At 66.8% G+C, this 26,203-nt stretch carries 28 protein-coding genes; 16 read left to right on the forward strand and 12 right to left on the reverse strand.

The window, feature by feature from the left end; translation table 11 throughout:
- Window positions 1-49 precede the first annotated feature (49 nt).
- Window positions 50-778, forward strand: a complete 729-nt coding sequence (locus NDI56_RS03330; protein WP_310918005.1) for a hypothetical protein — start codon at window positions 50-52, stop codon at window positions 776-778.
- A gap of 25 nt (window positions 779-803) precedes the next feature.
- On the opposite strand, the gene rocF is transcribed toward NDI56_RS03330, so the two are convergent.
- Together rocF and NDI56_RS03340 are read right to left on the reverse strand one after the other, a co-directional pair.
- Window positions 804-1,712 carry an arginase gene (gene rocF, locus NDI56_RS03335; protein ID WP_310918006.1) on the reverse strand — a complete coding sequence of 303 codons (909 nt, stop codon included), beginning with the start codon at window positions 1,710-1,712 and terminating at the stop codon, window positions 804-806.
- Between the two features lie 56 nt (window positions 1,713-1,768).
- Window positions 1,769-2,689: an NAD-dependent epimerase/dehydratase family protein gene (locus tag NDI56_RS03340; protein WP_310918007.1), complete on the reverse strand. Its 921-nt coding sequence runs from the start codon at window positions 2,687-2,689 to the stop codon at window positions 1,769-1,771.
- Window positions 2,690-2,814: 125 nt separating this feature from the next.
- Here NDI56_RS03340 and NDI56_RS03345 point away from each other — a divergent pair, with 125 nt between their 5' ends.
- From NDI56_RS03345 to NDI56_RS03355, 3 genes are all read left to right on the forward strand, one after another.
- Window positions 2,815-3,348 (forward strand): HTH domain-containing protein, encoded by a 534-nt coding sequence (locus tag NDI56_RS03345; protein WP_310918008.1) that lies wholly within the window; start codon window positions 2,815-2,817, stop codon window positions 3,346-3,348.
- 108 nt (window positions 3,349-3,456) lie between these two features.
- The gene (locus tag NDI56_RS03350; protein ID WP_310918009.1) at window positions 3,457-4,620 is read left to right on the forward strand and encodes an NAD(P)/FAD-dependent oxidoreductase; all 1,164 of its coding nucleotides are present in this window, start codon (window positions 3,457-3,459) and stop codon (window positions 4,618-4,620) included.
- Between the two features lie 276 nt (window positions 4,621-4,896).
- Window positions 4,897-5,421, forward strand: a complete 525-nt coding sequence (locus NDI56_RS03355) for a GNAT family N-acetyltransferase (protein WP_310918010.1) — start codon at window positions 4,897-4,899, stop codon at window positions 5,419-5,421.
- A 22-nt stretch (window positions 5,422-5,443) separates the two neighbouring features.
- On the opposite strand, the gene NDI56_RS03360 is transcribed toward NDI56_RS03355, so the two are convergent.
- The 5 genes from NDI56_RS03360 to NDI56_RS03380 all read right to left on the reverse strand — a co-directional run bounded on the left by NDI56_RS03360 (window position 5,444) and on the right by NDI56_RS03380 (window position 9,157).
- Window positions 5,444-6,268: a nucleoside phosphorylase gene (locus NDI56_RS03360; protein WP_310918011.1), complete on the reverse strand. Its 825-nt coding sequence runs from the start codon at window positions 6,266-6,268 to the stop codon at window positions 5,444-5,446.
- Window positions 6,265-6,645, reverse strand: coding sequence for a cytidine deaminase (cdd, locus tag NDI56_RS03365; RefSeq protein ID WP_310918012.1), 381 nt, complete (start codon window positions 6,643-6,645; stop codon window positions 6,265-6,267). Before cdd ends, NDI56_RS03360 begins: the two co-directional genes overlap by 4 nt.
- 40 nt (window positions 6,646-6,685) lie before the next feature.
- Window positions 6,686-8,050: a phosphopentomutase/phosphoglucosamine mutase gene (locus NDI56_RS03370; RefSeq protein WP_310918013.1), complete on the reverse strand. Its 1,365-nt coding sequence runs from the start codon at window positions 8,048-8,050 to the stop codon at window positions 6,686-6,688.
- A 171-nt stretch (window positions 8,051-8,221) separates the two neighbouring features.
- A complete protein-coding gene (psmB, locus tag NDI56_RS03375) occupies window positions 8,222-8,938 on the reverse strand; it encodes an archaeal proteasome endopeptidase complex subunit beta (protein ID WP_310918014.1) in 717 nt (238 codons plus the stop codon).
- 48 nt (window positions 8,939-8,986) lie between these two features.
- Complete coding sequence (locus NDI56_RS03380) at window positions 8,987-9,157, reverse strand: hypothetical protein (RefSeq protein WP_310918015.1); 171 nt, start codon at window positions 9,155-9,157, stop codon at window positions 8,987-8,989.
- Window positions 9,158-9,432: 275 nt separating this feature from the next.
- Here NDI56_RS03380 and NDI56_RS03385 point away from each other — a divergent pair, with 275 nt between their 5' ends.
- The 3 genes from NDI56_RS03385 (at window position 9,433) to NDI56_RS03395 (ending at window position 10,644) form a co-directional block, all read left to right on the forward strand.
- Entirely contained in the window at window positions 9,433-9,801 is a 369-nt protein-coding gene (locus tag NDI56_RS03385; protein ID WP_310918016.1) for a DUF555 domain-containing protein, read from the forward strand.
- A gap of 50 nt (window positions 9,802-9,851) precedes the next feature.
- Window positions 9,852-10,394, forward strand: coding sequence for a CBS domain-containing protein (locus tag NDI56_RS03390; RefSeq protein WP_310918017.1), 543 nt, complete (start codon window positions 9,852-9,854; stop codon window positions 10,392-10,394).
- A gap of 109 nt (window positions 10,395-10,503) precedes the next feature.
- On the forward strand, window positions 10,504-10,644 hold the full coding sequence (locus tag NDI56_RS03395) for a hypothetical protein (RefSeq protein ID WP_310918018.1): 141 nt from the start codon (window positions 10,504-10,506) through the stop codon (window positions 10,642-10,644).
- A 311-nt stretch (window positions 10,645-10,955) separates the two neighbouring features.
- Here the strand turns inward: NDI56_RS03395 and purM are convergent, their stop codons facing one another.
- From purM to NDI56_RS03410, 3 genes are read right to left on the reverse strand one after another with little or no spacing between them, the layout of a single operon-like run.
- A complete protein-coding gene (gene purM, locus NDI56_RS03400) occupies window positions 10,956-11,954 on the reverse strand; it encodes a phosphoribosylformylglycinamidine cyclo-ligase (protein WP_310918019.1) in 999 nt (332 codons plus the stop codon).
- A 44-nt stretch (window positions 11,955-11,998) separates the two neighbouring features.
- Entirely contained in the window at window positions 11,999-12,637 is a 639-nt protein-coding gene (locus NDI56_RS03405; RefSeq protein WP_310918020.1) for a zinc metalloprotease, read from the reverse strand.
- Entirely contained in the window at window positions 12,637-14,160 is a 1,524-nt protein-coding gene (locus NDI56_RS03410; protein WP_310918021.1) for a TraB/GumN family protein, read from the reverse strand. The genes NDI56_RS03405 and NDI56_RS03410 overlap by 1 nt, the downstream gene beginning before the upstream one ends.
- Window positions 14,161-14,400: 240 nt before the next feature.
- Between NDI56_RS03410 and NDI56_RS03415 the strand changes: the two genes are divergently transcribed.
- Complete coding sequence (locus tag NDI56_RS03415; protein WP_220587244.1) at window positions 14,401-14,676, forward strand: PadR family transcriptional regulator; 276 nt, start codon at window positions 14,401-14,403, stop codon at window positions 14,674-14,676.
- Between the two features lie 82 nt (window positions 14,677-14,758).
- Window positions 14,759-15,214 (forward strand): DUF7992 family protein, encoded by a 456-nt coding sequence (locus tag NDI56_RS03420; RefSeq protein ID WP_310918022.1) that lies wholly within the window; start codon window positions 14,759-14,761, stop codon window positions 15,212-15,214.
- On the opposite strand, the gene NDI56_RS03425 is transcribed toward NDI56_RS03420, so the two are convergent.
- Window positions 15,211-15,762, reverse strand: coding sequence for a class I SAM-dependent methyltransferase (locus tag NDI56_RS03425; RefSeq protein ID WP_310918023.1), 552 nt, complete (start codon window positions 15,760-15,762; stop codon window positions 15,211-15,213). The two genes, NDI56_RS03420 and NDI56_RS03425, sit on opposite strands and share 4 nt — an antisense overlap.
- Before the next feature lie 80 nt (window positions 15,763-15,842).
- On the opposite strand from NDI56_RS03425, the gene NDI56_RS03430 reads away from it, so the two are divergent.
- A complete protein-coding gene (locus NDI56_RS03430) occupies window positions 15,843-16,022 on the forward strand; it encodes an HEWD family protein (protein ID WP_310918024.1) in 180 nt (59 codons plus the stop codon).
- 59 nt (window positions 16,023-16,081) lie between these two features.
- On the opposite strand, the gene NDI56_RS03435 is transcribed toward NDI56_RS03430, so the two are convergent.
- Window positions 16,082-19,072 carry an oligosaccharyl transferase, archaeosortase A system-associated gene (locus NDI56_RS03435; RefSeq protein WP_310918025.1) on the reverse strand — a complete coding sequence of 997 codons (2,991 nt, stop codon included), beginning with the start codon at window positions 19,070-19,072 and terminating at the stop codon, window positions 16,082-16,084.
- 107 nt (window positions 19,073-19,179) lie between these two features.
- On the opposite strand from NDI56_RS03435, the gene aglG reads away from it, so the two are divergent.
- From aglG to NDI56_RS03465, 6 genes are all read left to right on the forward strand, one after another.
- The gene (aglG, locus tag NDI56_RS03440; RefSeq protein ID WP_310918026.1) at window positions 19,180-20,115 is read left to right on the forward strand and encodes a glucosyl-dolichyl phosphate glucuronosyltransferase; all 936 of its coding nucleotides are present in this window, start codon (window positions 19,180-19,182) and stop codon (window positions 20,113-20,115) included.
- 1 nt (window position 20,116) lies between these two features.
- A complete protein-coding gene (locus NDI56_RS03445; RefSeq protein WP_310918027.1) occupies window positions 20,117-21,262 on the forward strand; it encodes a glycosyltransferase family 4 protein in 1,146 nt (381 codons plus the stop codon).
- A gap of 56 nt (window positions 21,263-21,318) precedes the next feature.
- Window positions 21,319-22,512 (forward strand): UDP-N-acetylglucosamine 2-epimerase, encoded by a 1,194-nt coding sequence (gene neuC, locus NDI56_RS03450; protein WP_310918028.1) that lies wholly within the window; start codon window positions 21,319-21,321, stop codon window positions 22,510-22,512.
- Between the two features lies 1 nt (window position 22,513).
- Window positions 22,514-23,191, forward strand: a complete 678-nt coding sequence (locus NDI56_RS03455) for an acylneuraminate cytidylyltransferase family protein (protein ID WP_310918029.1) — start codon at window positions 22,514-22,516, stop codon at window positions 23,189-23,191.
- Window positions 23,188-24,204, forward strand: a complete 1,017-nt coding sequence (locus NDI56_RS03460) for an N-acetylneuraminate synthase family protein (RefSeq protein ID WP_310918030.1) — start codon at window positions 23,188-23,190, stop codon at window positions 24,202-24,204. The genes NDI56_RS03455 and NDI56_RS03460 overlap by 4 nt, the downstream gene beginning before the upstream one ends.
- A gap of 103 nt (window positions 24,205-24,307) precedes the next feature.
- On the forward strand, window positions 24,308-26,191 hold the full coding sequence (locus tag NDI56_RS03465) for an MBL fold metallo-hydrolase (protein WP_310918031.1): 1,884 nt from the start codon (window positions 24,308-24,310) through the stop codon (window positions 26,189-26,191).
- The last annotated feature ends 12 nt before the right edge of the window (window positions 26,192-26,203 follow it).

Genomic DNA, 26,203 nt, shown 5'->3' on the forward strand with positions numbered 1-26,203 from the left:
CTGTCCCAGTTGCACGGCGTGGAACGTGCGTATCACCGCAGCGATCAGCATGACACCACAGAGATGTACCGGCAGTGACCGGACCGACCGACCACCGTTCGAGCGGATACGCCGGCGGCCCCTCCTCTCGGCGCTCGCCGGACTCGTCGGACTGGGAGGTGTCGCGAGCGGACAGTCCGACGAGGCCGACGTGTTCAGGGTGCTGTCGACGACGGCGGACGCCGAGGTCAGCTACCGATTCACCGTGGGCGGGACCGTCGAGAAGATACGACTCGACGACGAGGGCGTCGCCGCGGACACCGACGACCGCGTGTTCGGAACCGGTGACACTACGACCGTCGTCGGCTCGACGGGCGATGGGGCCGGCGACGCGTATCTGTTGACCGGCTCCATCGAGTCCTTCGAGCGGACGGGCGGCGAATCGGGTCTCCGGCTGCTCCGCGACGGCGAGGCGGTTACCGACGACTTCCTCGGGGACTCGCGGCTCTTCAGAGTGCTTTCGACCACCGACGACGCCGAGGTGGACTACCGGTTCACCGTCGACGGGAGCGTCCGCAAGACACAGCTGGGCGACGACGGCGTCGCCGCGGACGCCGACGACCTCGTCTTCGACAGCGGTGACACCACGTCAGTCGACGGCTCGACCGGTGACGAGTCCGGTGACGCGTATCTGCTGACCGGCCCCATCGAGTCCTTCGAGCGGACGGGCGGCGAATCGGGCCTCCGACTGTTCCTCGACGACGAGAACGTCACTGACCGGGTGTCGGAGTCCGGCTGAGACCGGTTTTCCGCTCTCCTCCCCCTCAGAGGACGCGTTTGCCGAAGGCGCTGGCTGCCAGCTCACAGGCCAGCTCTGCGGTGCGGTTGTGGTCGTCGAGGATGGGGTTCACCTCGACGAGCTCGAACGACCGCAGCTGGTCGCGGTATCTCGCGACCGCCTCCATCGCGCTGTGGGCCTCCCGGTAGGAGACGCCGCCGCGGACCGGCGTCCCGACGCCCGGCGCCTCCGACGGGTCGAGCCAGTCGAGGTCGAGCGAGACGTGTATCGCGTCAGTCCCGTCGGTGGCGATATCGAGCGCTTCGGAGACGACCGCTGGGAGACCCCGGGCGTCGATATCGGACATCGTGTACGCCGTCACGTCGCTCTCCCGGACGAGTCGCTGTTCGCCGTCGTCGAGGTCGCGCAACCCCACTAGCGCGACGTTCGACTCGCTGACCGCGGGGGTGTGTGCCCAGGCCTCGCCGCCGAAAGAACCCTTGCCGAGGATGGCCGCGAGCGCCATCCCGTGGATGTTCCCGCTGGGCGTCGTCCGTGGCGTGTTGAAGTCCCCGTGGGCGTCGAACCAGACGACGCCGAGGGACTCGTCGGGCCCGGCCGCGCCGGCGACGGTGCCGATAGCGATGGAGTGGTCGCCGCCGAGCACCAGCGGTGTCTCGCCGTCGGCGACGGTCGAGCGGACCGCCGTCGTGATATCCTCACAGACCTCCTTCGTCTCCCGATGGAACTTCGCTCGGCCCCCGTCGGGCTGTGAGCTGTCGGGGTCGCGTTCCTCCGGCCGGGGCACCGCGAGGTCACCGCCGTCGGTACACGCGGCACCGAACTCCTCGAGCTGGGTCGCGAGGTCGCCGTATCGAATCGCCGAGGGACCCATGTCCACCCCCCGTCGGTCGGCACCGAGGTCCATCGGCACGCCGAGAATCCGGATATCCATAGTCGAAATTGGACACCGAGGGGATAAAGGGCAGTGGCACTACCGCCCGATCCGACCTACTCGTACTGCTCGCAGACCCGCCTGACACCTTCCTCGAAGGAAATCCGGGGTTCCCAGCCCGTCGCCTCGCGCATCTTCGTCGCATCGGCCATCGTGTCGTGGACGTAGACGTCCTCCGGGATGGGATTCTCCTCGAACACCGGTTCCACGTCGGTGCCCAGGGCGTCGTTGAGACGGCGGACGAGCGTGTTGAAGCTGTACTGCTCGCCGGTGCCGAGGTTGTAGATGCCGGTCAGCTCGTGGTCGGCCGCCAGTTCGAGGCCGCGAACGATATCGTCGACGTGCGTGAAATCCCGCGTCTGGGTCCCGTCGCCCCATATCACCGGGCGGCGGCCGTTAGCGACGTCGTCTGCGAACTGCGCGATGAGGTTCGCGTACTCGCCCTTGTGTTCCTCGGCGCCGTCCTCCATACCCTGATAGACGGAGAAAAACCGCATCCCGGCCATCGAGAGGTCGTAGTGGTTGTGGAAGTACTCGGCGTAGCGCTCCCGTGCGAGCTTCGAGGCCTCGTAGCCGGTGTTTACGGTCACCGGCATCTCTTCGGGCGAGGGCTCCGTGCGGTCACCGTAGATAGAGGACGTGGAAGCGTAGACGACGGTGTCACAGCCGTCGTCTCTGGCCTGCTCGACGACGTTGACGAACCCCTCGACGTTGACCCGCGCCCCCTTCGTCGGGTTCTCCTCGTGCATGGCGTAGGACGACAGCGCAGCGAGGTGGAAGACGACGTCCACGTCTGTCGGCAGGTCGTCTTCGAGCACGCTCGCCCGGACGTACTCGACGTCGTCGCTCACGTTGTCCGCCGTCCCGAGATAGCCGTCGTCGAGTGCGACGACGTCGTTGTCAGCAGCCAGTGAATTCGCCAGGTTCGACCCGATGAACCCGCCGCCGCCTGTCACCAACACACGTTGTCCGTTCATGGCCAAAACCCCACGTGGTGACAGTAAAATTATGTCGCTATTAATCCGTCGTACCGCCGGCGGAAAATCGACCGCTCGGTGTAACCACCGTCGCTTTTAAGGGCGGCTGTGCCGAACGACAGATTATGTCTTCAATCGAACTGACACCCAGCCAAAAAAACATTCTACAGGAGCTCGTGAACCTGTACCGCGAGAGCGAGAGCGCGGTCAAAGGCGAGGATATCGCTGAGAAAGTCGACCGCAATCCCGGGACCATCCGGAACCAGATGCAGAGCCTGAAAGCGCTGCAGCTCGTCGAAGGCGTACCCGGGCCGAAAGGCGGCTACAAGCCGACGGCCACGGCCTACGACACGCTCCAGATTCAGGAGATGGACCAGGCCGCCGAGGTGCCGCTGCGACACAACGGCGAGCTCGTCGAACACGCCAACGTCGAGGAGATAGACCTCACGAGCGTCCACCATCCCGAGCAGTGCCGGGCCGAGATTCAGCTACAGGGGAGCATCACCGCGTTCCACGAGGGCGACGACATCACCGTCGGCCCGACGCCGCTCTCGAAGCTCCAGATTATCGGCACCCTGCAGGGCAAAGACGACACGAGCAACAAGCTCATTCTCAAGATCGACGATATGCGCGCCCCGGCCGGCGAGCCCGAACACTGACCTGTCTCCCTCGGGACCACGCCGCTGTGGTCCCTATCTCCCACGATTGTTCACGTTTCTAACGGCGATTCCGTAGCCTTTGTATCATCCCCGTCCCGAATCGCAGGTATGACCGACAAGGTTGTCGTACTCGGCGCTGGGTATGCCGGTGCAGGCGCCATCAAGAGCCTCGAAGACGAACTGAACGGTGAAGCCGACGTGACGTGGATCTCCGATACGGACTACCACCTGGTCCTCCACGAGTCCCACCGGTGCATCCGCGACCCGGCCGTCCAGGACAAGGTCGCGATCCCGGTCCACGAGATCAAACAGCCGACGACAGAGTTCATCCAGGACTCCGTCACCGGTATCGACACCGACGACCGCACGGTCGAACTCGATAGCCGAGACCCCGTGGAGTACGACTACCTGCTGGTCGGCCTGGGTTCCCAGACCGCCTTCTTCGGTATCGACGGGCTCGAAGAGTACGCCCACACGCTCAAGAGCCTCGACGACGCGCTGGGCATCCACGACGCCGTCCAGGAAGCGGCCCGCGAGGGCTCCCAGAGCGACCCCGCACAGGTGGTCGTCGGCGGTGCCGGCCTCTCCGGTATCCAGACCTGTGGCGAGATCGCCGAGTTCCGCGACGACCATCGCGCGCCCATCGACATCCATCTCGTCGAGGGTCTCGACGAGATATTCCCGGGCAACGACCCCGAACTCCAGGGCGCGCTGCGCAAGCGCCTCGAAGCGCGTGACGTCAACATCGAGTGTGGCGAGTTCATCGGCGAGGTCGACGAGGAGACCGTCTACATCGGCGACGAGGACGAACTCGACTACGACGTGCTCGTCTGGACCGGCGGCATCACGGGTCGGGACGCCGTCCGCGACGTCGACGTCGAGAAAGACGAGCGCAACCACCGCATCCACTCCGAGGGCGACTTCCAGACCACGAACGAACGGGTCTTCGCCATCGGCGACTGCGCGCTCATCGACCAGCCCGGCGAGAACCCGGCGCCCCCGACCGCACAGGCCGCCTGGCAGGCCGCCGAGGTCGCCGGCGAGAACCTCGCCCGTGCCGTCCGGGGCCAGCCCCTGAAGACGTGGACCCACAAGGACAAGGGGACCGTCATCTCCGTCGGCGAGAAGGCCGTCGCCCACGACGTGATGGGCATGCCCATCGACACCTTCGGCGGCCTCCCGGCGAAGGTGCTCAAGAAGGGCATCGCCACCCGCTGGATAAACGACGTCACCGGGCTCGGTCGCGCCGTGAAGGCGTGGCCGGACATGTAGTACCTTTTTACTGCGTCGGGTTTCCTCGCGCCTTCGGCGCTGCGGGAACCACTCCTTGCAAAAATCTACGCTAAAAACTCCCTTCACGCTCCCTCGCTTCGCTCGGTCGCGTGAAGTGAAACCGCTCGCTGACGGCGAGCGGTATGCTCACAGCAGGCAGCCTGTCCTTCCCCGAGTCGTGGCACAGCGGCCACTCCCGGCCAACAGCGTGATGCTGGGCCGCAACATCATCTCGGTACCGCTACAATTTTTCCAGTGGCCGCAGTTGTCGTAGATATGACGAACGAGCGACAGCAAGAGTTCGCTATCCGTCGCTTCCAGCCCGGTGACGGCGAGCGAATTCGGGAAATCCACGACCGGGCGATGAGCGGCACTCCCGAGTACCTGCCCGACCTCCCTGACGAGGACCTCGAGGGTATTGAAGACCACTATCTCGACGACGCCGGGGAGTTTCTTGCCGGTCTCGACGGGGAGACCATCGTCGCAATGGGCGCGTACACGACACCCGACGAGTGGAAGCATGAGTACATCGACGTCGACGGGGCCACCGCGGAACTGACACGGATGCGCGTCCACCCCGATTGGCAGGGATACGGCTTCGGCACGGCGATGTATCGTGCGCTCCGTGAGCGGGCCCTCCACGATGGGTATCGCGACTTCGTTTTGGACACGGGTGCCGAGAACGACCGTGCCCGTGGGTTTTACGAACGGCTCGGGTTCGACTGTCAGACGCGGATATCCGTCGGAAGCGGCGACGCCGCCTTGGAGATGGTGCTGTATCAGCAGTCCATCGAACGCTAACACTGGAAACCGCGATAGCTCACTACCGTTCGATAGAGAGCCCGGCGTGCCAGTGGTCCGAATCGGACTGTTCGACCGCTTCGTCCATCCGTTCCAGATAGGTCACGGCGAGGCTGGCGCATTTCGACGCTTTCGCCTCGCCCTCGGTCCGGAACTCGCCGGTCTCGCGGTTGGCGTAGACGGTACAGACCGCGCCGGCCCGGAGGCCGTAGATGGAGGCGAGCGTGAGGATGCTGGCGGCCTCCATCTCGAAGTTGACCACGCCGGCCGCCCGGAGTTCGTCGATGTTCGCCTCGCTATCGCGGGCCTCGAACCCCCCGAAGCCGGGACGGGACTGGCCGGCGTAGAAGCTGTCCGTCGAACAGGTGATGCCGAGGTGGTAGTCGTAGTCCAGCGTTTCGGCGGCGGCGACCAGCGCCGAGACGACGCGTGGGTCGGCGCTGGCGGGGTAGTCCTCGCGGACGTACTCCTTGCTGGTTCCTTCCTGTCGCACTGCGCCGGTGGTGATGACGAGGTCCCCGACGCCGGCCTCGGGGACGATAGCGCCACAGGAGCCGACCCGGAGGAACGTCTCCGCGCCGACGCGGGCCAGCTCCTCGACCGCGATAGCGGCGGAGGGCGAGCCGATGCCGGTCGACGTGACCGAGATGGGCGTCCCCTCGTGGGTCCCGGTCGCGGTGCGGTACTCGCGGTGGTCGCCCCGGATAGCGTGTCCGTCCCAGTCGGCGACGACCGTCTCGACGCGTTCGGGGTCGCCCGGCAGCAGCACGCTCGGGGCGATATCGCCGGGACCGACTTCGAGATGGTACTGCACGTCCTCGTTAGGGTCTTCGCTGTCACCGGTCATCGGTCGAGGTGCTCGCGGGTGATGGTCGTCGGCAGCAGTTCACCGAGCGTGTACTCCCCGTCCCCGTCGGTGACGACGGGAAACTCCTCGTCGCAGAACTCCGCCAGCGTCTGGCGACACATCCCACAGGGAGTGACGCCGTCCCGGGCGGCCGAGGAGACGGCGAGGCGCTCGAAGGAGCGGTGGCCCTCGCTGACCGCCGTCCCGACGGCGACCTCCTCGGCGTGGAGGCTGTTGGAGTAGTTCGCGTTCTCGATGTTACAGCCCGTGTACACGGTCCCGTCGGCCGTCTCGATGGCCGCGCCGACGCGGTACTCCGAGTACGGTGCGTAGGCCGACTCCGCGGCTGCCCGGGCTGCGTCCAGCAAATCGTCCATACGCCGGGATTGCGCGGGGAGGGCAAATACCCACCGAGCCTCAGCGGGCGTCCTCGACCGCCGACTCCACGACCTCTCGCACCCGCTCGGCCAGCGCGTCCACGTCGTCGCTTTCGGCGTAGAGGCGGACGTAGGGCTCGGTGCCGCTGGGGCGAACCAGCGCCCACGAGCCGTCGGAGAAAGCGAGCCGGACGCCGTGTTCGGTGGCCACATCGCCCTCCGGGAAGGCGTCGGGAAGCGCGCTTTCCAGCGCCGCCATCACCGCGGGCTTGTGGCTGTCGGGACAGTCGACGCTCACCTTCCGGTAGGGCCGCTCCGTGATGGCGGCTCGGCGCCGGCCCAGCCCCTCCGCCGCGAGGAGGCGGGTCAGCACGGCCGCGCTCGCGACGCCGTCTATCCACCCGCCGAAGGCCGGATGGACGTGTTTCCAGGGTTCGGCGGCGAAGACGACCTCGGTGACCTCGTCGTCGCTCCCCGCCTCGCGGCGCTCGCGGGCGATGCCTTCGTGGAGCGCTCCGAGTCGGACCCGCTCTACCCGTCCGCCCGCTGCCCTGACCCGCTCGTCGATGCGCCCGGAGGCGTTGGGCGTGGTCACGACTACTGGGTCAGCGGCGTCCGACGCTCTGGTGTAGTGTTCGGCCAGCATCGCCACCACGGTGTCCTCGTGGACGATGCCCCCCTCGTCGTCGACCACGACGATACGGTCGGCGTCGCCGTCGTGGGCGAACCCCAGGTCGACACCCGCTTCGGCGACGAAAGAACGGAACTGGGCGAGCGTATCGGGAGTCGGCTTGCTCCCGCGGGCCGGGAAGTGGCCGTCGACGTTGGCCTCCGTGGCGACCACCTCGGCGCCGAGCTCCCGGAGGACCTGTGGCGTCGCCACGCCGGCCATCCCGTTGCCACAGTCGACGGCGACGGTCAGGCGCTCGGGGCCGCCACCGTGCTGTCGGGCGTAGTCGGCTACCGCGTCGCGATACAGCGGCAGGACCGTCTCCGGCTTCGAATCGCCCCACCGGTCCCACGCCGCGGTGTCGACGCCCGCCTCGACCCGCTCGGTGATGCGTCCCTCCGCTTCGTCGCCGTACTCCCGGCCGTCGACGAACAGCTTCAGCCCGTTGTCCGTCGGCGGGTTGTGACTGGCGGTCACCATCACGCCGCGGCGGCCCCGCGAGGCGTAGGCGAGCGCCGGCGTGGGCACCTGCCCCACGCGAACCACGTCGACACCGGCGCTCACCAGCCCCGACGCGAGGCCGTCGGCGAGCGCCGGCGACGTGACTCGACCGTCGTGGCCGACGACGAACTCGTTCCCGTCCTGACCGGCCGCGCGGCCGACCCGGAGCGCGAGCTCGGGCGTTACTCGCTCGTCGACCCGTCCGCGGATGCCGGCCGTCCCGAACAGCTTCATACCGGTACTCCGGCGTCTCGTCGTTTAGTTCCCCCGGCTCCGCTTTCCGTTTCGTCGGGTTCGAGCGCGCCGGAGACGCGACTCGAACCCCTCCTCACGACGGTTTGCAATACGGCGTTCCCACAGATCGCCGAGGGCGACCGCGGAAACCCCGTGCCGTAAAAAGTACGTTTATAGAAGCTCGTCGAAGTCGTAGCCGTTGATGTCGACGCCCTCGGCCGTCACGTCGGCGAGGTAGACACCGTTGCCCGAGCCGGTGTCGCGCTCTGCGGCGGCGTTGATAGCGGCCGCGGCCACTTCCTTCGCTTCCTCGTTGGTCATGTCGTCCTCGTAGCGGTCCTCCAGCGTCCCGTAGGCGACGGTCAGGCCCGAGCCGGTGACGGTGTAGTCGTCCTGCATGACGCCGCCGGCGGGGTCGATGGAGTAGACGTGGTGGCCGTCGTCGTCGACGCCGCCCAGAATCGGGTTGATGGCGAAGAACGGGCCGCCCCTGGCGAAGTTACCCGCGAGCGTCGAGAGGGCCTGCATGCTCATGTTCTCGCCGCGGCGAGCCTCGTAGAGGTTCACTTCGGCGCGCAGCGAGCGGATGAAAGACTGGGCGCCGCCGACGCTGCCGACCAGCGTGAGCGCGGCGGTCGGGTGGATCTCCTCTACTTTCTGGACGTTCTTGTTGGAGACGAAGCGGCCGCCGAGCGAGGCACGCATGTCGGTGGCGATGACGACGCCTTCGCTGGTGGTGATGCCGATGGTCGTGGTTCCGGTCTTGTTGACCTTCTCCGTGTCCTGACCGGAGCGGTCCGGCAGGGAGCCGACCTCCGGCTCGTAGGGGTCGGTCTGGAACTCGTCAGCTGTCTGTGGCTGGGAAAACGGCGTGTTCGGCTCGTTCATTATCGCCCGGTAGCAGGCGGGCGCTGATAAAACTGTGGACCTGCCCGCTTACTCCCGGGACTGTTCGTAGGCGTCGTTGAGCCCGGCCACCGCTCGGTCGACGGGGAGTCGAAAGCCCAGGCGTTCGGTGACCATCGCCACGGGGAGCAGGACGATGCCGGCGAGCAGAGTGAGCTGGTACAGTGCGAATATCGTTGCGGTGTGCAGTCGGGCAGCCATTTCGCTTCAGTCGAGTCGTGGGACGACCCCGTATATAAATATTCGGGCCCGAACCGGCGTGTGTCGCATCGTTCGTGAAGAACCACAGCGCCGCAGTCTTGCGGTTCACTCTGACTTGTAGCTGAGACAAGCAAATCTGGTCCTGTTCGGGACAGCGGCGTAACTCGGCGGCAAGGTTGGCCCCTGATTCTCGTAAGTTATAGCGATAGTAACGGTGACGTGCGCACCGGCCGCGAATCGCAACTAACGAGTAGCCGGGCCACGAGATGAGAGGTATGAACTATCTCGTGGCGATGGAAGCCGCCTGGTTGGTCCGTGACGTGAAAGACATCGACGACGCCATCGGCGTCGCCGTGAGTGAGGCCGGCAAGCGGCTCAACGAGGCCGAGATGGACTACGTCGAAGTCGAAGTCGGCGCGACGGGTTGTCCGGCCTGTGGCGAGCCGTTCGACTCGGCCTTCATCGCCGCCGACACCGCCCTCGTCGGGCTCGTCCTCGAGATGGACGTGTTCAACGCGGAATCCACCGAACACGCACAGCGCATCGCGAAAAGCGAGATCGGCGGCGCCCTGCGTGACGTGCCGCTGAAAGTCATCGAAGTGTTCGAGACCGAGGAATCGGACGACGCCGAGGCCGAAGCGTAGGGCCTCGGGCTGACCGTGGGTTTTTTAATTACCCCGAGTTATGGCGTACTATGGACTTGCCGACGCCCGAGGACCTGCGGGAACGGCGGAACGAACTGGAGCTCACCCAGAGCGAACTCGCCGAACACGCCGACGTCTCCCAGCCGCTCATCGCCCGTATCGAGGGCGGCGACGTGGACCCGCGACTGTCGACGCTGCGGCGAATCGTCAACGCGCTGGACGAGGCCGAGGGCGGTATCATCCGCGCCCGTGACGTGATGAACTCCCCCGTCGTGAGCGTCGAACCGGACGACTCCGTCCACCAGAGCAAGGAACTGATGGACGAGAAGGGGTACTCGCAGGTGCCCGTCATCCGTGACGGCTCCCCCCAGGGGCTCATCGGTAACTCCGACATCCGCCAGCGCCCCGAGGAGAACGTCGGGGAGCTCCCCGTCGCCGAGGTGATGCACGAATCTATCGCCACCGTCGAACCCGACGCCACCATCGACGAGGTCGACGCCTATCTCAACCACAACGCGGCGGTGATGGTCGTCGAGGGTGGCCGGACCGTCGGCGTCATCACCGAAGCGGACATCGCTCGCACGGTCAGCTGAGTCGACTGGTGAGACGTTCGCACCTAAGTGCCGGATTCTCGCGTTAGGGGCCTACTAACTGCCGAACGGTGTCGCAACTATAATACAGGGTAAGCCCACAGTACTACTCGTGAACGTCCCAGAGAGTGCGCTGGAGTCGCACTTGGAGGCCGCCTTGCAGGCCGCTGACGACGACGAGGCGCGCTATCACATCCGGGAGGCGCTCCAGCTTCGAATCGTCGAACAGACGGCCCCCGGCGACAGTCACTGAGTCCCGTCTCAGCAGCTCTATAGTAACAATTGAAACGATTTACACACTGACCGAACCGTCCTCAGAAATCTTCGATTTCTGATGGGCTGCACGAGAGCGTCGCTCTCGTGAACGCTGTCGTGCGGTCGGGTGTGCATTGATTTCAATGGCTACTAGAGCCCCCCGAACCTGGATAGCTTTCTCGCCGTCTTCGCGGTGGCCGAAGATTCGCGTCTGCCGACGCTCTCCATCCCCTCGCAAAACGTGAGCGAACAAACGACCGCTCGTTCACGCGGTCACCGGCGACCGCGTGGCCTCACTGCCGAGTCGTTTCAGTCCCGAAGCAGCAGTCCGCGAATCGAGACCGCTTCCTCGCCGTCTTCGACGTGGCCGATAATCCGTGCGTCCGCCGACGCGTCGACGACGGCCTCGGCGTCCTCCTCGGGCAGCGCTGCGACGAACCCGGTGCCCATGTTGAACGTCCGGTGCATCTCCTCGTCGTCGACGTTCCCCTCTTGCTCGACGAACTCGAACACCGGCTGTGGGTCGAAGGGGTCCGTGATGTCGTACCGGAACGCGCCCATCCGCGTGAGGTTCGTCCAGCCCCCGCCAGTGACGTGGGCCGCGGCGTGGGTCTCGGCGTCCCGGAGCGGTTCCAGCACTTCGCTGTAGATGCGCGTCGGTGTCAGGAGCACCTCCGCGATGGACTGGTCGGGGTTCGGCGGGAACGGGTCGGTGTACTCGTGGCTCCGGGTCACAGCCTCCCGAGCGAGCGTCAGCCCGTTCGAGTGGATACCCGAGGAGGGCCAGCCAACGACGGCGTCGCCGGCCTCGGCCTCGCCCGGGAAGACGGCGTCTTTCGGCGCCAGCCCGGCGCAGGTCCCGGCGATGTCCAGTCCCTTGATGACGTCTGGCATCACCGCGGTCTCGCCGCCGACGAGCGCGACGCCGGCCCGCTTTGCGCCCTCGCTGAGCCCGGCCCCGATCTCCTCGCTCGTCTCCTCGTCCGGCGTCTCCACGGCCAGGTAGTCGACGAACGCGACCGGTTCGACGCCGGCGGCCAGCAGGTCGTTGGCGTTCATCGCCACGCAGTCGATGCCGATGGTGGAGTAGTCGTCGATTGCCTCGGCGACGAGGAGCTTCGTCCCGACGCCGTCGGTGGCCAGCGCGAGATACTGTTCGCCGATATCGACCAGTCCGGCGTAGTCGCCCTCGAACTCCCCGGCGGCGCCGATGAGCGCCTTCGTCGCGGCCTCGCTGGCGCCGATGTCGACGCCGGTCCCCGCGTAGGTGAGCCCCTCCGACTCGTCGGTCTCGTTGTCCTCGGTCATACCGAAGACGGTGCGTGGGGCGGGCAAAAGAGCATCGTTCCCCCTCAGAGGAGGAACAGCGCGCCGACGGCGAGCAGGATGGAGGGGACCGCGACGGCCGCCCAGATGAGCGTGCTCCAGGCGCGAATCTTCCGGCCGTCCAGCGGGCCGAACGGGAGCATGTTGAAGCCGGCGAGCAGGAGGTTTATCTGAAGGCCGCGGGTGGCCAGGTCTGCGAGGAAGCCGGTCGTGCCGGCGGCTTCGACGACCAGATAGGGGAGCAGGAAGACGACGGCCAGCAGGATGTTCGTCACCGGCCCGGCCAGCGCGATGAGGCCGTTCTCCTTCGGGGTGATGCGGCCCCGGTGGACCACGGCCCCGGGTGCGGCAAAGAGAAAGCCCACGAGCGCACCGACGATGGCGAACCCCAGCATCCGGTAGTCGGCGCGGAAGGCCGCGACCTGCCCGAAGCGAACGGCGACGACCTTGTGTGCGACCTCGTGTAGCAGGAAGCCGACCCCGACGGTCAGCAGGCTCACCACGAGCGTGCTGAGGACCGTCCCGGGGCTCAGACTGGTGAGCGCCCCACCCATATCGAGTGCCGCGACGAGCTGTCGTTCCAGCAGGAGCGTAAAGGCGATACCCAGTGCCAGCCACGCGACGGCGAGGTCGCGTACCTCCCGCTGGCTGAACTGGAGTCCCATCAGAACGCCCCCGTCACGATTCGGGTCCCCTCTCTGATACCGTTCCACAGCAGTTCGGTCACTCCGGCCATCCCGCCGATGTCGGCCGCGAGATAGGGCAACAGGGCCGGGAAGACGACGTAGGAGGCGACGGCACTGCCGACGTTGGTCAGCGCGACGATGAGGATGAGTCGGAACAGCGGCACCGCCCGCATCCTGGCGAGGAGGTCAGCGATGGGCGCCTCCTCGTCGCCGAGTATCTCGTTGAGCGTCGCGATGTCACCGACGTTGACGGAGATGTAACGCAGTTCCACGTAGCCGGCGAACCAGCCGGCCGCCAGCAGCGGGAACAGGCTGGTCAGCCAGCCGAAGGCCCCGGCGGCGGCGGCGCTGGACCAGTGGGCGCCGGCCACCTTCGCCAGCCCGCCCGCGAGGACGGCGTTGACCACGACCAGCGCGAGAAACAGCTCCAGCAGGACGGCCTGGCTCGCCCCGCCGAGGATGAGCAGGCCGAAAAAGACCAGGAAGACGACCCCGACGCCGTAGCCGACAAGCTTGTACAGCGAGAAGCGCCCGCCGCTCTCGGTGCCGACCAGCGAGGCCATCGGCGGGAGCTCGTCGGGGTGGTCGAGGTAGCGTTCGATACCCTCGCGGTGGCCGGCGCCGACGACGGCGACGACGTGGTAGCCCGCCTCCCGGAGCTCGACCAGCCGGTGGGCGATGAAGGCGTCGCGCTCGTCGATGAGCGCCTCGGCCCCGCCGGGGGAGAACTGCCGGAACTCCTCCATCATCGCGCTCACGACGTCCGTGTCGGTCATCTGCTCGATGTCGAACGTCTCGACGTCCCCCTCGCCGCCGCTCAGCCGGGTCATGAGGAGCGCGATGGGGAGGCCGACCACGAGGCTCGCCGCGGCGACGACGAGCAGCGTGTCCAGCAGGCCGACGGCGGCGCCGGGTATCGCCCCGCCGAACGCGCCCGTCGGCACCAGCAGCGTGCCCGTGAACGCGCCGGCGACGACGGCGACGGCGCCCCCGAATATAGCGCCGACGGTGAGCCCGACGGTCAGCGGCGGCCCCATCTCGGCCAGCAGACTCCCCAGCAGCGTGAGCTTCTCCCGGGCGGTCAATCTTGCCCAGAACCGCTGGACCGTGGTCTGGATGTCGCGGTCGACGAGCGCCAGCCCCAGCCCGAACTCCTCGGCGGTGTCTATCGCGGCTTTCATGTCCGCACCCGGTTCGACGTCGAAGCGGTCGCCGAGCCTCGCCTGGATGTACGACAGCATCCAGTAGGCCAGAAACTGGAAGACGGTGTTCCCCCGGAGGAGGTCGCTGGCGTTCAGGTCGTCCGGTGTCTCCCCCTGCATCTGCCGGTAGCGGCCCTCGTCGAGTTCGACCGCCACGATGTCGGGCTGTCTGGCCGCTATCGTCGACTCTACCTCTTCGACGCTCTGCTCGGAGACGTGGGCGGTTCCCACGACTTCGACGGACCCCTCGCCCCGCGGTTCGGGAAACTCGTCGTCCGCCGACGCCGCGTGTTCGGTCATCAGTGCGCGTTACACAGTCGCTTCCTTTACCGTTGTCGGGTCGGTCGAACGCTCGACTGAAGAGTGACAATCTCGGAATAGGTGTCGGAAAGCCGCGCCGAGATGGCCGATAGTTACTACTAAATTACAGGACTCGTAGAGAGTAACCGCAGTACTGCGGGAACTAACCTGCAAGTAATGTTATTACCAGTGTTTTAGCAACTATGATATGTGTGGACACCAACTGGACCAATGAGACTCATGCACGATCTGACTGGGTTCCAGCGTGACTTGTTGTACGTAATCGCCGGACTGGACGAGCCCCACGGGCTCGCGATCAAGGAGGAACTCGAAGGGTACTACGAGAGCGAGGTCAACCACGGTCGACTGTACCCGAACCTCGACACGCTAGTCGAGAAAGGCCTCGTCGAGAAGGGCCAGCGCGACCGCCGGACCAACTTCTATACGCTGACACGCCGCGGCGAGCGCGAGCTCGACGCGCGCCAGGACTGGGAGTCGCAGTACGTCGCGGCCTGAGGCTGCCCGGAACTGGTCGTTAGCTGCCTCGTGAGCTCCGGCAGTCGATGACGTTTATCCTTCTCGCTGACGAAGGGGTGGTATGACACTCGATGTGGCCGTCCCCGACCGACCGACGCTTTCGGCGGAGGTCGACGCGGCGGCGTACGACGACGTCGACGTGCAGGGCGACGAGTACCGCCGCGGCGAACTGGCCGAGGCACTGGAGGAGGGCGCGTGGGCGGAGGCCTTCACGGAGTGGGCCACGGACACCGGGCTCGACGAGGGGACGTGGGCCATCGTCACCGACCTCGACCTCGTCGCGGAGTTCGACTTCTTCTGGGACTCCTTTGCGGGCCGGGTGGGGTATCACGCCCCCGGACTACCCGAGAACTGGCGCGAGCGGGAGATCCATCCCGACATCCAGTCGTGGGAGACCGTCTCCGCTATCAACGCGGGCCTGACTGAGCTCGGTCAGGTCGTCTGTGACGTGCTGGCCGAGGACTACCTCGACTGGGAAGCCGACGAGGTCGACGCCGGCGACCTGCCGGAGTTCTAGAGCGTCCCTTCGAGGACGAACGTCTCCCGTCGGTCCTCGGCCCGGTGGACGGTGAGACCGGCGGCCTCACACAGCTCGACCGCGTCGGCAGCGGCGTATCGCTCCGCGAGCGGCGGTCCGGCGTCGCCGCTCCCGGTCCGGGTCCAGTCGGCCAGCGCGACGCGACCACCGGGAGCGAGCGCGTCGACGACGGCGTCCATCGCCGCCGGGGTCGCGAACTCGTGGAAGGTCATCGTCGACACGACCGCGTCGAGGGGTTCGTCGACGGGGAGCGACTCGACGGTCGCCGTCACCGGGACCACGTTTTCGGGCAGTCCCTTCTCCCGGTACAGCTCGTGCATCTCGGGCTGGACGTCGACCGCGTAGACGGTGCCGGCGGCCGCGGCCACGTCGTCGGTGTAGAAGCCGGTGCCGCTCCCCAGGTCGGCCACCGCGTCGTCGGCCGTGGGGTCGAAGAGGGCGAGCAGTTCGTCGACGGAGAGGTAGGCGTAGCGTGTCGGGTCTTCGAGCTGGTCGGCGCGGGCGGGGTCGAACGTGTGAAATCCCATTCGGCGACTGTAGCCGCCCGAGCGATAAAACGCTGGTTCCGACCGGCACGCTGATAACCGTTCACGCGTTTGGCCCACACATGACAGCGATTACCTCGCCCCGGGAACGGGAGTGCGAGCGGTGTAGCCGACGCGATATCTGGGACGACGACGACAGCACGTGGCGAATCGCGGTCGTCGAGGACGAAAAGCAGTCCGGCAACCCGCACTGTCTCCACGAGTGGGACATCAACGGGACGTTCAATCCGCTCGACTCGTAACTACCGCTTCTCGGTCTGTCTCTCCCGCAGTGGGCCCGCAAAAAGCCAGCAGTCAGTGACTACGGCTCGGCGATAGCGTTCGCCGACGTGTCGTTCGCACTGGTCTCGTTCGTCGAGATGTCGTCCGTCGACGAGCCGCCGGACGTGCCGTCGGTCGTCGTCTCGTTCGTACCGCTGTCGTCCGTGCTCGTGGCGTTGGTCGACGCCGTGAGGTCGACAGTCGACGCCGAGTCGTCTTCACCGATGACCTGTCCCTCGGTGACCGACGTCGTCGCGGCGCCGGAGCCGTTCTCCGTCACCTCGACCAGGTACGGGCCCGTCGCCCGGACGCCCACGTCGGTGTACCCTTCCTCGGTCCCCCACTGGTCGTAGCCGGTCGTGGAGTACGGGACCGTCATCTCGAAGCTGCCGTCGGCACCGACCTGCGCTCGCTGGCGGTAGACGAAGAACTCGCCGGTGGCGTTGTTGCGCATCTGGACGCTGGCGTACACCGTCGAGTTCGCCGGGGCCGTCCCTTCGATGGTCCCGCCGGGCACCCGCTCGAATATCTTCGTCCACGCGGGGTTGGTGTCGCTCAGCGTGTTCGCGGCGGAGTCGGGCATACAGTAGGTCTGGTTCCCGATGGGCATCGCCGTCGTGTTGTCCACACAGGAGCTGGTCGCGGACCGCCCGGACTGGACACCGGCGAAGGCCGCCTCGATGAGCTGTTGCTGGTTGTAGCGGCTGGAGGTGTAGGCGTTGCGCTCGCTCGACCCGACGTATCGGTAGTGTTCGAGCGCCGCGACCCGCTCACCCGGCTGGGTCCCGAAGCCGCCCAGCCGCGAGGTGGCGTCGGACTCCGTGTAGTTCCGGGCCGCTTCCATCGTGGGGAACGGCTTGATAGCGGGCGAGTTCGGAGGCGTGGCGCGAATCGTCTGTCCGCCCCGCGTCGTCGCTGGCTCCCAGTCGACGACGTAGGGCTGGGCTTCCTTCGCGCTCCCGTGGTACTGGTAGAGCCGGACGACCATGCTCTCGTAGTACGCCTGCGTCCGGTAGTTGAAGTACCGGCGCGGGTCCTGTCGGCTCCGGACCGTCCCGTAGTAGTCGCTCGAAGAGACGTTCGAGACGCTGTAGAACCGGGGCGGCGCGAAGAACTTCCCGCCGGTGCCGCCGTACGTGTTGGCCATCTTCCAGTCGACGGCCACGTAGCGGGTCTTGGCGTCGTCCTCGTCGACGTCCTCGAGCACGTCGTTTGCCTGTGTCTCGTTGGGGGCGAGCAGGAAGTTCGCGGCGGTCGTCGCGCCCTGCTGGAACGGGTTCGCGTTCGGAATCCGCTCCCCTTGGACGGTGATGATGTGGCCGTAGTCCCACCACGACATCACGCCGTACTCCCCGTTCGAGTAGTCGAAGTCGTCGCGGTTGGCGTAGGTGCCGTAGTACTCCAGCGTCCCGTTACCGCCCTGCCCGTAGGCTCCTTCGGCCGGCGAGTTCTGCTGCAGCCAGTCCATGCTCTCCGTCCAGGCGGCCGGTTCGGCGCCGGGGGCCGTGTCCGCGCCGACGTTCATCGCAATGGGCGGGACGAGCAGGAGCGTCCCGAAGAGAATCAACACGATAGAGGCGATGGTGATGACCTCGTAGGCGTCTACACCGTCGTCGAAGGAGAAGTCGGTCCAGCGCACCACGTAGCCGATCGTCACCGCCGTGAGCGCGGCCACGGGGAAGACGAGATAGACGCTGAAACGCACCTGGGTGAACGTGGCGGCCATGATGAAGCCCCACCAGACGACGAGGAGGAACGTCTCCGCGCTCGCCTCCCTATCGGTCAGCTGATTGAACAGGACGAGCACCACGCCCAGAACCGCTGCGAACAGCGCGAGGCCGTAGTACTCGAAGAGCTGGCTGGGGTCTCGAAGCGGCTGTGCCTCGCCGACGGAGGTCACGCGAGCCGACGGGCTGGCGGTGAAGCCGACGACGCGCAGCACCTGATTGGACAGGTAGCCGAAGATGTCGGGCGTGAGCACCGCCGTCAGGATGGCGAGCGACGCCAGAATGGCGCCGATACTGACCGGGTAGAGGTTCCGGTCGTAGTCGTTGGTCTCCATGTAGCGGGCGAGCCATGCCATGAACACACAGCCGGCGGCGACCGCGAAGGCCAGCAGGACCTGCAACAGCGTGTGGTCCGTCGCCGAGATGGACAGCGACTGCACGACCGCGAGCTGTAACACGGTCACGGTCCCCATCGTGACGGTGCCGACGATGGCCGTGTGTTCGGGGCTCTTGCCCCGCACGAACTCGATGGTCAGCCAGAGGAGGAAGAAGGTCCCGAGGATACCGAGCAGGAGGACGGCCGGCGGCCACGTCCAGAGGTACAGCGAGATGGTCAGGCCGGCGAGCCCCGAGTAGCCGACGGTCGCTCTGAGCCCCGACACGTCGCGGTCGAGGAACTGCTCGTACACCGGCTTGTCGCGTTCGGCGACCGAGAGGGCGACCATCACGGCGAGCACCGAGGTCACCTGCAGCAGGGCCTCGGCGACCTGGTGGTCGTAGACACCGACGACGCTCCGCCGGAGGAACAGGCCCGACGAGAGGGCGAGAATCCCGATGGCGGTCACACCGCCGATGCGACCGGCGAGGCGGCGACCCATCACGTAGGTCGGTATCGCCGCGAGGGCGCCCATCACGGCCGGGGCGAAGAGGACGACCATCGCGACGGTGTGGTCGCTGGGCGAGCCCAGCCCGATGACGAGGGCGACCGTCCCGACGACCTGGTCCATCAGCGTGCCGAACTGGCCCGACCGGGTCCCGTACGGGAAGTAGGTCCACGGGTCGAACGGCATCGTCGCCGGCCAGTTTTTCACCACGTACATCGTCGAGCGGTAGTGATACCACGGGTCGGTTCCGCTGAACAGCACCTCGCCGTCTACGATGTAGGCCGAGTAGTTCTGGACTCGATTCCACAACATGAACCCGAACACGAGGAGGAGGGCTGGTACGTGATACCATGCTTTGACCCTGTCCAGCGTGGACTCAGGTTCGGGGTTTTCGGCGGACGTCCCCCGTGAGTGACTCATTGGTCCCAGACACTGCCAAGGCGCGCATAAGCCTTTTGACCTAAGCTCGGTGACCGGTCCACCCCGGATGGAAACGCCTAACAGCACCGGTGGTTCATCTCCCCCACATGCGAGTCTCGGTCGTCCTGTGTACGCACACGCTGGACCGCTACGATGACTGCCGTGCGGCGGCCGAGAGCGTCCTCGGGCAGCGCCACGAGGACGTGGAACTGGTGCTCGTCTCGGACGGGAACGACGCCCTCTACGAGCGGTTCGAGGCCGACTTCGGCGACCGCGACGACGTGGTGTGTACCCGGACCGATGAGAACGTCGGCCTCGCGGCGGCCCGCAACACCGGCGCTGCCGTCGCGACCGGCGACGTGTTCGCCTTCTTCGACGACGACGCCGTCGCGGACAGAGACTGGCTCGCGGAGCTCGTCTCCGTCTACGAACGGCGGGACGTGCCGGCCGCCGGGGGCCGGATGGTCCCGTACTGGGTCGCAGGTAAACCGGCCTTCCTCCCCGAGGAGTTCTACTGGCTCGTCGGCGTCACCCACCGCGGCTTCGGCCCCGACGGCGACCCGGACGAAGCCGGGGAAGTCAGGAACACGTTCGGTTCGAACATCTCCTTCAGGCGGGACGTCTACGAGTCGCTGGGCGGCTTCGAGAAGGAGATCGGCGGTCGGACCGGCGAGAAGAACCTCCAGGCCGAGGAGCCCGAACTCTGTGCCCGGATGCGTAGCGAGTACGGGCACGGGGTGTACTACACGCCCGACGCGCGGGTCGCCCACAAGATATTCGACTACCGGACCGACCCCGGCTGGCTCGTCGACCGGGCGTTCTGGCAGGGGTACTCGAAGCGGGGTATGGAGGTGCTCGTTCCCGAGTCGACCGGCGACGAGTCCGACTTCCTCCGCCAGCTGCTCTTCGAATCCGTGCCCGACCGCCTCGGCGACCTTGTCAGGTCCCCCTCGGTCGCGGGCGTCCTGCAACTGGTCGCGCTGTTCGTGCTGACCGGCTGTGTCGGCGCGGGCTATCTCTACGGCACCACGGTGTGGGGGTAAGATGGCCGGCGACAGCCTCCCCGACGTCTGTGTAGTCACCCATCCCCTCGCCGCGGCCGGCGAGAACGCCACTCGAAGCCTGCTCGACATCCTGGCCGCGATTACCGGGGTGGCGCTCGTCACGGCGGACCTCCCGGCCGACTCGGAGATACGCGAGCGCCGTGAGCTCGTCGAGCTCACGCGGAAGGGGGCCGGGGATTCGGTGCCGGTCGCGGCCGCCCGGTTCCTCCTGAACCAGCTCCGGATGTGTCGCGTGCTGGCCGACCGGGACGAGGAGGTCGTGTTGTTCTACGGCGCGACGTCGTATCTCCTGCCGATTCTGGCCGCGAAACTGCTCGGCAAGACGGTGCTCGTCGAGCCACGCGGCGACGTGCCCCTGACCCTGCGGCTCCACTGGGAACAGCGACTGCCCGACCCGGTGGCTCGCGCGCTCGCCGGCCTCGTGGGCGCGCTGGAACGCGCCGGCTTCGCCGTCGCCGACGGCGTGGTCACCTACACGCCCGAGATGGCCCGCCAGCTCGACCTCCACCCAGAAGCGCCCGACGTGTATCCGACCGGGGCGCGGTACGTCCGCACAGACGAGTTCACCGTCGAACGACCATACGCCGACCGCGACCGGGTCGTCGGCTTTCTGGGCCGGCTCGACGAGGAGAAGGGCATCCGGGAGCTCGCGGCCGTCGCGGCGTCGCTTCCCGACGACGTGACCTTCCGCTTCATCGGTGACGGGGGGTTGCGGGAGTGGCTCGAAACCGAGCTGGCCGAGGAGATAGCGGCTGGGCGGGTGGAGCTGACCGGCTGGGTCGACCACGACGACGTGCCGGCCCAGCTGAACGACCTCGCCCTGCTCGTGATGCCGTCCCAGCCGACCGAGGGGCTCCCGACGACGATACTGGAGGCGCTCGCCTGCGGGACGCCGGTGCTCGCGTCGCCAGTTTCCGGCGTGCCCGACGTGGTCCGGGACGGCGAGACCGGGTTCCATATCCGGTCGCGGGCGCCCGACCGGCTCTCGGAGCAGCTCCGTCGAATCCTCGACGACGAGGACCTGGCGAGCACAAGCGCCACCGGTCGGGAACTCGTCGAGACGGAGTACTCCTTCGACGCGGCACGCGACCGGTATCGGGCGATTCTCCGCGATAGCCGGCGGTAGCCGTCGATGTCAACATCCGACAGGTATTTGTGACCCATCGCGCTATCCGCTGTTGAATGACTGTCAACGTCGCTGTCGTAATGACCAGTAGGGGCAACTACGCCAGAATCGGCCCCGTGCTCCACGAGCTGTCAGACGACCCGGAGTTCGACCTCGACATCATCAACGCGGGGGCGTCGATGATCCGCAAGTACGGCTCTCTCTCCGCGATTCTCCGCGATGACGGGCTCGAAATCTCGGAGGAGATGTACAACGTTCTGGAGGGGGGTAATCCCGTCTCCTCCGCGAAGACGACCGGGCTGAGCATGGTCGAGTTCACGACGGTGCTCGACAATCTGGACCCCGACGTGGTCATCACCATCGCCGACCGCTACGAGACGATGGCGGTGACGCTCGCGGCCTGCTATCAGAACATCCCGATCGTCCACACGCAGGGCGGGGAGATAACGGGCTCTATCGACGAGAAGGTCAGACACGCGACGACGAAGCTGGCGGACTATCACATGGTCTCGACCGAGCGGAGCGCCGAGGTGGTCAATCGCTTAGGCGAGGACGAGGACCGAATCTACGAGGTCGGCTGTCCCTCTATCGACATCGCCGACGACATCGCCGAGAACGCCGACCCCGAGTACGACCCACAGGACGACTACGGTGGCGTCGGCGAGGACATCGACGTGAGCGAGGACTACATCGTCATCCAGTACCACCCCGTCCCGACCCAGTACCAGTCCGAGTACGACAAGACATGGGAGCTCATCGAGGCCGTCGACGAGCTGGACGTCCAGGCGTTCTGGTTCTGGCCCAACATGGACGCCGGGACCGACAAGGTCTCCAAGGCGATTCGCGAGTACCGGGACCAGCGCGAGCCGGACGACATCCGCTTTTACATCAACATGCGACCGACCCACTACCTCACCGTGGTCAACAACTCCGCCTGTCTGCTCGGCAACTCCAGTGTCGGTATCCGGGAGTGTTCCCGGCTCGGTCAGCCGTCGGTCAACATCGGCGACCGACAGACCGGCCGCGAGCGGGGGCCGAACGTCATCGACGTGCCCTGTGAGACCGACGCCATCGTCGAGGCCGTCGAGACGCAACTCGACGCCGGGAGCTACGAGACCTCCTCGCTGTACGGCGACGGCGACGCGGCGACGAAGATGGTCGACGCGATGCGTGAGATAGAGTACGAACTGAAGGGGTCGATGGACCCGACGCGGCTCGGCCTCTCGGAAATCGCCCCGCCGATGGACTGATATGGGTGACGTGCTCGGCCTGATACCCTGTCGCGGCGGCTCGAAGGGCATCAGGCGAAAGAACGTCCAGCCGGTCGCCGGCGAGCCGCTGCTTGCCCACACAGTCGAGGCCAGCCTCGCGGCCGACGCGATAGACCGCACCGTCGTCTCGACCGACGACGCCGAGATAGCCGCCGCCGCCCGCGAGGCCGGCGCGGACGTGCCCTTCGACCGTCCCGACGAGCTGGCGACCGACGAGGCGGCCATCGAGCCGGTCATCGAGCACGCTATCGAGCAGGTCCGCGAGGCCGACCGGGCGTACGACACGCTCGTCTTGCTCCAGGCGACTTCGCCGCTCCGGACCGCAGACGACATCGACGCCGCGATGGAGCGCTACCGCGAGGCGGACGCCGACTCCCTCGTCGCCGTCTCGGAAGACCACAGCTACCGCTGGGGGGAGACCCCGGACGGCGCGGAGCGACTGAACTACGACAGCCGGAAGCGCCGCCAGGACAAGGCGCCCGAGTACGTCGAAAGCGGCGCGCTGTACGCCGTGGATATCCCGCAGTTCCTCGCCACCGGCGACCTCCAGACCGGCCGGACCGCGCTGTACGTGCTCGACGAGATTTCGGCGCTGGATATCGACAGACCGTACGAGTTATGGCTGGCCGACAAGATACTCCGGGAGTGGAGACAATGATTTCGTTCGACGGCGTCGACGTCGGTCCCGAGGCCAGACCCGTCGTCGTCGCCGAGGCCGGCGTGAACTTCCGAGACGACATCGACCTCGCGAAGGCGTTCATCGAAGAGGCCGCCGCGGCCGGCGCCGACGCGGTGAAGTTCCAGACCCACGTGCAAAGCGAGGAGATGGTCGAAAGCGAGATGCGCGAGCTCGACCTGGGCGGGCTCTACGACCGGATGGGCGTCTACGAGCTCTCGATGGCCGAACACCGCGAGCTCAAGGCCCACTGCGAGGACCACGGCGTGACCTTCCTCTCGACGCCGTTCTCTATCGCCGGCGTCGAGCGCCTGGAGGAGCTGGGCGTGGACGCCTACAAGGTCGGCTCGGGCGAGCTGACGAACCACAAGCTGTTGCGGACCATCGCCGAGACGGGCAAGCCGATGATCGTCTCGACGGGGATGCACAGCATGGACACCGTCCGCGAGACCGTCGCCCTGCTGGACGAGCACGCCGACTCGTTCGCGCTGCTGTACTGCGTTTCGGAGTACCCGACCGAGCCCGAGGACTTCAACCTCGGCGTCATCGACCGGATGGCCGAGGAGTTCGGCGTCCCCGTCGGCTTCTCGGACCACTCGACGGGCGTCGAGGCCGCCGCCGTCGCGATGGCCCGCGGCGCCGCGCTGGTCGAGAAACACTTCACCATCGACCGGCGCCTCCCCGGCGGCGACCAGGAGGTCTCCGTCGAGCCCGAGGAGCTGGCGAAGCTGGCCGAGTACGCGACGCTCTGTCACGTCACGAGAGACCGCGAGAAACAGCTCCGCGAGGACGAGGCCGCCATCGCCGACTGGGCCAGACACAGCGTCGTCACCGCCGCCGATATCGAGGCCGGCGAGACGTTCACCGACGAGACCCTCACGGCCAAACGGCCCGGGACCGGGATTCCAGCCGACGAGTTCTACGACGTGGTCGGGAAGACCGCCGCCCGCGACCTCGACGCGAACACGGTCGTGCAGGCCGACGACGTGAACTGAGTCTCTCGGGCGGACACCACCGAGGCCAGGCCACCGGCCGCTCGGGTACGGTAATTCGGACATAACAGCTACATTTTTGTGCGTAAGCAGCGTCTATCAACCAATGACCGTCCGGGTTGGCGACGCCGAACTGGTCGAAGAGCTCCCCCGATCAGTGACGATTCGCGGTGAACCCTACATCCTCTCGTCGAGCGACGACGGCACGCCTGTCCTCCACGACGCCATCTGCCCCCATCAGGGCGGTACGGTGACCGTCGAATCGGAGAGCTGCCTCCGCTGTCCCCAGCACAACTGGGACTTCGACCCCGAGACCGGTGACAGCACCAACATCCCGGGCGAGGAGCTACGCACCTACGAGGTGACAGTTCGGGAGGACGGCCTCTACGCGGAGCTCCCGACATCGGCGGGGGGGACCCTCGAGTTCGCCACGGAGTCGACCGACGAGCGGCCGTCGGTCACGCTGGTCTCTCACGCCGCACTGCTCATCGAGTACGACGGGTTCACGCTGCTGACCGACCCGTGGATAGACGGCCCCGCGTTTCTCGGGGCGTGGACGCAGTATCCGCCCGCCCCGCACGACGTGTCGGACCTCGCCGACGAGGTCGACGCCATCTGGATCACCCACGAGCACTCCGACCACCTCCACCCGCCGACGCTCTCCCAGTTCGACCCCGAGACCCCCGTCTACGTCCCCGAGCTGAACTACCAGCGCCTGTCCGACAGGCTCGCCGATATCGGGCTGGAGAACGTCCACCGGCTCCCGACGGAGACGCCGTACCGGCTCGCCGACAACGTCGAGGCGGTCTGTTTCGAGTCGGGCAGTACCTGGAACGACAGCATCCTGCTGGTCGACTGTGGCGGCTTCCGGATACTCAACGTCAACGACGTCGGCGTCAACTGGGACGTTCAGGAGCACGTCGAGTCGGTCGACATGGTCGCGAGCGGGTTCGCCTTCGGTGCCTCGGGCTATCCGCTCACGTGGACCCACCTGAGCGACGACGAGAAGCGCTCGCTCGTCGACGACCGCAACCGGGGCCAGCTCGCCAAGTGCGAGCAGCTCGTCGACCTGTTCGACCCGTCTTACTTTCTCCCCTTCGCGAAGTTCTTCACGCTTGCCCAGCCCGACCACGGGCGCTACCGCGAGCAGATGGAGAAGAACACGCCGGGCGACGTGGCCGACTACCTCGACGACGAGCCGGTGCGCGTGCTCGACCTCGTCCCCGGCGAGCGCTGGGCGGGGGCGGACGACAGCATCGACCGCGTCCCCGACCGCGAGCGGTTCTTCCGCGACGACGTCGAGGAGCGTCTCGGCCGGGAGGCCTACGAGGCGTTCACCCCGTTCGTCGACGAGCGCTTCGACCTGACCCACGGGGAGCTCCAGCGGTACTTCACCGAACTCGCCGGCTCCCGGCTCGCCGAGGAGATAGAGAGCCACGCGCTGACGCTGGAACTCGAGGGTGACGAGCGGACGCTGACCGGCTACGTCGAGTTCGACCGCGGCGACATCACCTACACCGCGACCGAGACGCCGGTCGACCACGGCGACTCGGACGCGGCGACACACGTGATGATGCGAGTGCCCGGCCATCTCGTCCAGCACGTCGTCCGGGCCGACCTGTCGTGGGACGAGATACGCATCGGCTACTGGTCGGAGTCGAGCCGGGACCCGGACGAGTACAACCTCGCGTTCTGGCGGCTGCTACACGCCCCCTGGGAGGCCCGGACTGACACGTACCGCATCGCCGAGAGCTACGACATCTCGACCGAGCTGTCGGGCCGGACGATGGCCGACCTCGTCGAACAGGAACAGGTCCAGGAGATACTGGAGCGGTACGGGCTCTTCTGTGCCGGCTGTCCGGCCGGGCTGGGCGAGGACATCCTCGAAGCCGCCAGAATCCACGGCCTCGACAGGGAACAGGCCCGGACGCTGGTCACGGACATCGAGGCTGCCGTCGACGAGGCGCCCGGAGCCGCGGCCTCGGACTGACGGGACCGGCCG

The organism is Halomicroarcula saliterrae (assembly GCF_031624395.1).
In the GTDB taxonomy this organism is placed as follows: Archaea; Halobacteriota; Halobacteria; order Halobacteriales; family Haloarculaceae; genus Haloarcula; species Haloarcula saliterrae.

Coding starts and splice junctions, on each gene's coding strand:
- psmB (WP_310918014.1), bottom strand. CDS start 8,938: ATGAACGAGCCGAACACGCCGTTTTCCCAGCCACAGACAGCTGACGAG.
- NDI56_RS03430 (WP_310918024.1), top strand. CDS start 15,843: ATGACAGCGATTACCTCGCCCCGGGAACGGGAGTGCGAGCGGTGTAGC.
- NDI56_RS03385 (WP_310918016.1), top strand. CDS start 9,433: ATGAACTATCTCGTGGCGATGGAAGCCGCCTGGTTGGTCCGTGACGTG.
- NDI56_RS03360 (WP_310918011.1), bottom strand. CDS start 6,268: ATGACCGGTGACAGCGAAGACCCTAACGAGGACGTGCAGTACCATCTC.
- NDI56_RS03435 (WP_310918025.1), bottom strand. CDS start 19,072: ATGAGTCACTCACGGGGGACGTCCGCCGAAAACCCCGAACCTGAGTCC.
- cdd (WP_310918012.1), bottom strand. CDS start 6,645: ATGGACGATTTGCTGGACGCAGCCCGGGCAGCCGCGGAGTCGGCCTAC.
- NDI56_RS03380 (WP_310918015.1), bottom strand. CDS start 9,157: ATGGCTGCCCGACTGCACACCGCAACGATATTCGCACTGTACCAGCTC.
- NDI56_RS03445 (WP_310918027.1), top strand. CDS start 20,117: ATGGCCGGCGACAGCCTCCCCGACGTCTGTGTAGTCACCCATCCCCTC.
- NDI56_RS03370 (WP_310918013.1), bottom strand. CDS start 8,050: ATGAAGCTGTTCGGGACGGCCGGCATCCGCGGACGGGTCGACGAGCGA.
- NDI56_RS03390 (WP_310918017.1), top strand. CDS start 9,852: ATGGACTTGCCGACGCCCGAGGACCTGCGGGAACGGCGGAACGAACTG.
- neuC (WP_310918028.1), top strand. CDS start 21,319: ATGACTGTCAACGTCGCTGTCGTAATGACCAGTAGGGGCAACTACGCC.
- NDI56_RS03415 (WP_220587244.1), top strand. CDS start 14,401: ATGCACGATCTGACTGGGTTCCAGCGTGACTTGTTGTACGTAATCGCC.
- NDI56_RS03355 (WP_310918010.1), top strand. CDS start 4,897: ATGACGAACGAGCGACAGCAAGAGTTCGCTATCCGTCGCTTCCAGCCC.
- NDI56_RS03455 (WP_310918029.1), top strand. CDS start 22,514: ATGGGTGACGTGCTCGGCCTGATACCCTGTCGCGGCGGCTCGAAGGGC.
- purM (WP_310918019.1), bottom strand. CDS start 11,954: ATGACCGAGGACAACGAGACCGACGAGTCGGAGGGGCTCACCTACGCG.
- aglG (WP_310918026.1), top strand. CDS start 19,180: ATGCGAGTCTCGGTCGTCCTGTGTACGCACACGCTGGACCGCTACGAT.
- rocF (WP_310918006.1), bottom strand. CDS start 1,712: ATGGATATCCGGATTCTCGGCGTGCCGATGGACCTCGGTGCCGACCGA.
- NDI56_RS03420 (WP_310918022.1), top strand. CDS start 14,759: ATGACACTCGATGTGGCCGTCCCCGACCGACCGACGCTTTCGGCGGAG.
- NDI56_RS03460 (WP_310918030.1), top strand. CDS start 23,188: ATGATTTCGTTCGACGGCGTCGACGTCGGTCCCGAGGCCAGACCCGTC.
- NDI56_RS03330 (WP_310918005.1), top strand. CDS start 50: ATGACACCACAGAGATGTACCGGCAGTGACCGGACCGACCGACCACCG.
- NDI56_RS03405 (WP_310918020.1), bottom strand. CDS start 12,637: ATGGGACTCCAGTTCAGCCAGCGGGAGGTACGCGACCTCGCCGTCGCG.
- NDI56_RS03425 (WP_310918023.1), bottom strand. CDS start 15,762: ATGGGATTTCACACGTTCGACCCCGCCCGCGCCGACCAGCTCGAAGAC.
- NDI56_RS03345 (WP_310918008.1), top strand. CDS start 2,815: ATGTCTTCAATCGAACTGACACCCAGCCAAAAAAACATTCTACAGGAG.
- NDI56_RS03340 (WP_310918007.1), bottom strand. CDS start 2,689: ATGAACGGACAACGTGTGTTGGTGACAGGCGGCGGCGGGTTCATCGGG.
- NDI56_RS03410 (WP_310918021.1), bottom strand. CDS start 14,160: ATGACCGAACACGCGGCGTCGGCGGACGACGAGTTTCCCGAACCGCGG.
- NDI56_RS03465 (WP_310918031.1), top strand. CDS start 24,308: ATGACCGTCCGGGTTGGCGACGCCGAACTGGTCGAAGAGCTCCCCCGA.
- NDI56_RS03350 (WP_310918009.1), top strand. CDS start 3,457: ATGACCGACAAGGTTGTCGTACTCGGCGCTGGGTATGCCGGTGCAGGC.